This window comes from Tahibacter caeni, from assembly GCF_024609805.1.
In the GTDB taxonomy this organism is placed as follows: Bacteria; Pseudomonadota; Gammaproteobacteria; order Xanthomonadales; family Rhodanobacteraceae; genus Tahibacter; species Tahibacter caeni.
On sequence record NZ_JANFVR010000353.1, the window covers coordinates 1 to 4,699 of the forward strand.

Sequence of the window (4,699 nt, forward strand, 5' to 3'; positions counted from 1 at the left end):
ATCGCCGCGCTCGAGGCGCCGCTGCGCGAACGCCTGGCCGCGGCCGGCGCGCGCCGCCTGCGCCTGCACGGCGACTGTCATCCCGGCAACGTGCTGTGGACCGACCACGGTCCGCATTTCGTCGATCTCGACGACGCGCGCATGGGCCCGGCCGTACAGGACCTCTGGATGCTCGCGCCGGACGAACGCGCGCTGGAGCTGCTGCTTGAGGGCTATCAGGAGTTCCGCGACTTCGACTATGCCGAGCTCGGCCTGATCGACGCGCTGCGCCTGCTGCGCCAAGTGCACTGGGCCGGCTGGATCGCCCAGCGCTGGCACGATCCGGCCTTCCCGCAGGGCTTTCCGTTCGTCGCCGAGCCGCGCTGGTGGGAGCAGCACACGGCCGACCTCGCCGAGGCCGTGCGGCGCCTGCAGGAATAAGCCTGCGCGCTTACTCATTGGCGCGGGCCGGCATGCTTCGCTACCCTTGCGCGGGTCCGAACCAGTCCCCTGCGCGGTTCCTGTGCTCTGCTGCCAGTTCCTCCAGCCTTGCCGAACGCCCGCCCGGCGCGCGTTCGTCCATTCCGTCGGCGTTGCCGGACCCTCGCGGCCGACGCCGGCAGCTCGCTCCGGCTACGGAGCCTGCGCTCCGGCGAGCGCCTGCCGATGAGCGCCGCCGCCGACGGCGCCGTGAACGCCCCCCGTCCCGACCGCCTGCGCCCGCTGCGCTATTTCTGCCGCACGCCGCTGCTGCTGCTGCACGTTCTCATCGCGCTGCCGCTGGCCCTGCTCGTGATCAATCCGCTCGGCGCGCGCATCCGCATCGGCGGCCAGCGCCTGGATCACTGGACCACGTCGTGGTGGTCGCGCTGGCTCGTGCGCTGTTTCGGCTTCCGCCTGCGCCGCTTCGGCACGCCGTCCCCGGGCGCGACCCTGTTCGTCGCCAATCATCTGTCCTGGCTCGACATCGAAGTGCTGCACAGCCAGGCCTTCATGTGCTTCGTGGCCAAGGCCGAGATCAGCCGCTGGCCGCTGGTCGGCTGGCTGGCCGGCCGCGCGGGCACGATCTATCACCAGCGCGGCAGCGGCCATTCGCTGGCCGCGGTCATGGCGCGCGTCGTCGAGCGCCTGCGCGAAGGCTTGCCGGTCGGCGTGTTCCCCGAAGGCGGCACCGGCGCCGGCGACCGCGTGCGTACCTTCCATGCGCGCATCTTCCAGGTCGCGCTCGACGCCGGCGTGCCGGTGCAGCCGGTCGCGCTGCGCTACGGCAACGGCGGCCGCCAGGATCCGGCCGTCGCGTTCGCGCCCGGTGAGAGTTTCTTCGGCAACTTCCTGCGCCTGCTCGGCGGGCCGGGCATGGACGCGGAAGTGCATTTCTGTACACCGATACCTCTCGACGACGAAGGCCGCCGGCGCATCGCCGAGCGCGCACGCAGCGAGATCTGCGCGGCGCTGGGCCTCGCCGACGTGCCGACACGCAACGGCGCCGCCAGTGCCGACGACTGATTCCATCCGCCTGCCGCGAACCGAGACCGCCGTGCGCGCCGACGACTTCAGCCCCCACCGCCTGCTGCGCAATCCGCACGTACAGTCCGTGCTCGCATCCAGCGGCGTGCGCCGCTGGCTGCTGCGCGGGCGGCGCGCGGCGCTGGAAGCCCGTTCCGAGGAACTCATTCTCGACTGCGGCGACGGCGTGCGCCTGCAGGGCTTTCATTCGCGTCAGGACGTGCGCGCGCAGGCGCGCGGCCTCGTCGTGCTGCTGCACGGCTGGGAGGGCAGCGTGCAGTCGAGCTATCTGCTGCACACCGGCGCGCGCCTGCTGGCCGAAGGCTGGGACGTGTTCCGGCTGAATTTCCGCGACCACGGCGACACGCATCACCTGAACGCCGAGATGTTCCATTCCTGCCGCCTCGACGAAGTCGTCGGCGCCCTGCAGGAAATCGCCCGGCGCTTCGCGCCGCGGCCGATGGCCGTGGCCGGCTTCTCCCTCGGCGGCAATTTCGCGCTGCGCGTCGCGCTGCGCGCGCCGGCCGCAGGCCTGCCGTTGAGCTATGCGCTCGCGGTCTGCCCGGCGCTGCATCCGCCGGCCATCCTCGAAGCGATCGAGCGCGCGCCGTGGTTCTACCACGCGTATTTCATGCGCAAGTGGCGCGAATCGCTGCGCCGCAAGCAGCGCCTGTTCCCCGAGTCGGCGCGCTTCAGCGCGGCCGAGCTCGGCAGTTCCATGCGCGAGCTGACCCGCACGATGGTCCAGCGGCATACCGATTTCGGCAGCCTGGACGCCTACCTCGACGGCTATTCCATCGCCGGCGACCGCCTGGCCGATCTCGCCGTGCCGGCAACAATACTGACCGCCTCGGACGATCCCATCATCCCGGTCGACGGTTTCCGCGCGCTCAAGCTCGCGCCGGCCACCGAGCTCGAAATCGCGCCGGCCGGCGGCCATTGCGGCTTCATCAGCGACTTCAGCCTGCGCAGCTGGACCGAGGATTTCATCGCCGAACGCCTGGGCCGGCTGGCCGACTGACCCGGCCGGCGTTGCCTATCCTGTGGGCTTGGGTCGGCGCCGCTTTCGCCGCCGTCCGGTTGTGGGATGCTCCGCCGCAGCCGCTCTGGCCGGTCGGACTGCCGCCGTTCGCCGCGTTGCGGCCGCCGGGCCGGCAGGCGCGCTCCGGATCCTGCCCGTTCCGCCCGTAGCCCGCCGCGGAGCGAGCTGCCGGGAGCTGCGGCATAATGCCCGGCTCGCATCCGACCGGCCGTCTATTCCGTGGATTCCATGCTGCAAAATCTTGCCCGACTGCATTCCGAAGGCCAGCTCGACGAGGCCGAATCCGGCTACCGCGCGCTGCTCGCCGGCGAACCCGACAACGTCGATGCGCTGCATCTGCTCGGCCTGCTGCGCCGCCAGCGCCAGGACCTGGCCGAAGCGCGCCGCCTGCTGGACCGGGCGCGCCGTCTCGCTCCGGAACGCGGCGACGTCGCGCTGGAGCTGGCCGGCCTGTACTTCCTCGACAACGACCTGGTCGGCGCGCGCGTGCTGATCGAGGCCACGATCAGGCAGAACCCCAACCAGCCCGGCGCGCACACGCTGCTCGCGCGCATCGCGGTCGTCGACAACGATCTGCCCAAGGCCGAATCGCTGTTCCGCACGGCCCTGCGCAGCAACGAGAACGACGCCCACGCGATCGGCGGCCTGGGCCGGCTGATGCTGGACCGCGGCGAGACCGACAAGGCGCTGGCTTATCTGAGCCGCGCGGTCGAGCTGGCGCCGCGCGACGCCGGCATGCAGTTCGCGCTGGCCCGCGCGCTCGTGCTGCGCGGCAATCGCGCGTTCGGCGAACAGGCCGCGCGCAACGCGCTCGCCATCGCGCCCGAGCTGCACGGCGCGCGCTACCTGCTCGGCCAGGTGCTGCTCGAGGACGGCAAGGTCGACGAGGCGCAGGCTGCGTTCGCCGTGCTCAGCGAGGCGCCGGGCTTCCAGGCCATCGCGCGCTTCGGCCTCGGCGACGTCGCGCGCCACCAGCGCCGGCTCGACCAGGCCATCGAACACTACCGCGCCGGTCTCGCGCTGCAGCCCGACCAGACGCGCGCGGTGCAACTGCTCGGCGCCTGCCTCGTGTCGGCGGCGCGCGAGGAGGAAGCGCTGCAGCTGTACGCCGATTTCCTGCGCCGGCACCCGGAAACCGTCGCGATCGAAGCCGCGCAGGCCGAACTGCTCGCGCAGCTCGGCGACGAGGCCGGTGCGCTCGCGCTCTGGCAGCGCCTGGCGCAGCGCCGTCCGAACGATCCGATCCCGCTCGCGCGGTTAGCGTTGCTGCACGAGCGCGGCGGCGACACGGCCGGCGCCGACCGGCTGGCCGAGCGCGTCGCCGGTGCGCTGCCCGACGATGCGGACCTGATCCTGCTGCGCGCGCGTTCGGCGCAGCGCGAAGGCCGCGACAGCGACGCGCTCGTGCTGCTCGAATCGCTGCGCGCGCTGAATCTCGCGCCGCTGCAGATCATGCAGGCCGCGCACCAGTTCGGCGTGCTGGCCGACCGGCGCAACGACGTGCAGATGGCCGTGCCGGCCTGGCTCGAATCGCAGGCCATGCTGCCGACGCAGATCCACGAACAGCCGGCGCTGCCGGCCGATTTCGCCGCCGCGCTGGCTGCGCCGGCGCCCGCGGCGCTGGCCAATCCGCCGATCTTCCTCGTCGGGCTGCCGGGCAGCATGGTCGAGCGCGTCGCCGCGCTGCTGCACCAGCAGCCCGGCGTGCAGCTTCTGCGCGACCGCGCGTTCGCGCCGGCGCGCCGCGACGCGTTCGCCGAACCGGACTTCGCCGGCTGGAGCAACGGCATCGATGCGGCGACGGCGCAGGCCGTGCGCGAGCAGTGGCAAGCCCAGGCCCAGGCCGCCGGTGCCGACACCGACGCGCGCGTGGTCGACTGGCTCGTGCGCTGGGACGCGCGCTTCCTGCCGCTGATCCGCCAGGCCTTCCCGGGCGCGGGCGTCGTCATCGTCGGGCGCGATCCGCGCGACCTGCTGCTGAATTGGCTGGCCTACGGCTGGATGCCCGGCTTCGCGTTCCACGACGCGGCCGCTGCGGCGCGCTGGCTCAACGGCGCCGCCGCGCACCTCGCGCCGGCCGCTGCGGCGCAGGGCCTGAACGTGCTGCACGTCGACGCCGACGCGCTGCTCAACGATCCGGCCGGCAGCGGCGGCGCGCTCGCCGCGCTGCTC

The 4,699-nt window shown here is 72.7% G+C and carries 4 protein-coding genes; all 4 read left to right on the top strand.

Annotated elements, in window-relative coordinates; translation table 11 throughout:
- On the top strand, positions 1–420 hold a 420-nt coding region (locus NON22_RS20565), incomplete at its 5' end, for a phosphotransferase (RefSeq protein WP_257388852.1).
- Positions 421–645: 225 nt separating this feature from the next.
- Positions 646–1,485, top strand: coding sequence for a lysophospholipid acyltransferase family protein (locus NON22_RS20570; RefSeq protein WP_257388853.1), 840 nt, complete (start codon positions 646–648; stop codon positions 1,483–1,485).
- Positions 1,486–1,516: 31 nt separating this feature from the next.
- The gene (locus NON22_RS20575; RefSeq protein ID WP_257388855.1) at positions 1,517–2,506 is read left to right on the top strand and encodes a YheT family hydrolase; all 990 of its coding nucleotides are present in this window, start codon (positions 1,517–1,519) and stop codon (positions 2,504–2,506) included.
- 249 nt (positions 2,507–2,755) lie between these two features.
- On the top strand, positions 2,756–4,699 hold a 1,944-nt coding region (locus tag NON22_RS20580), incomplete at its 3' end, for a tetratricopeptide repeat protein (RefSeq protein WP_257388854.1).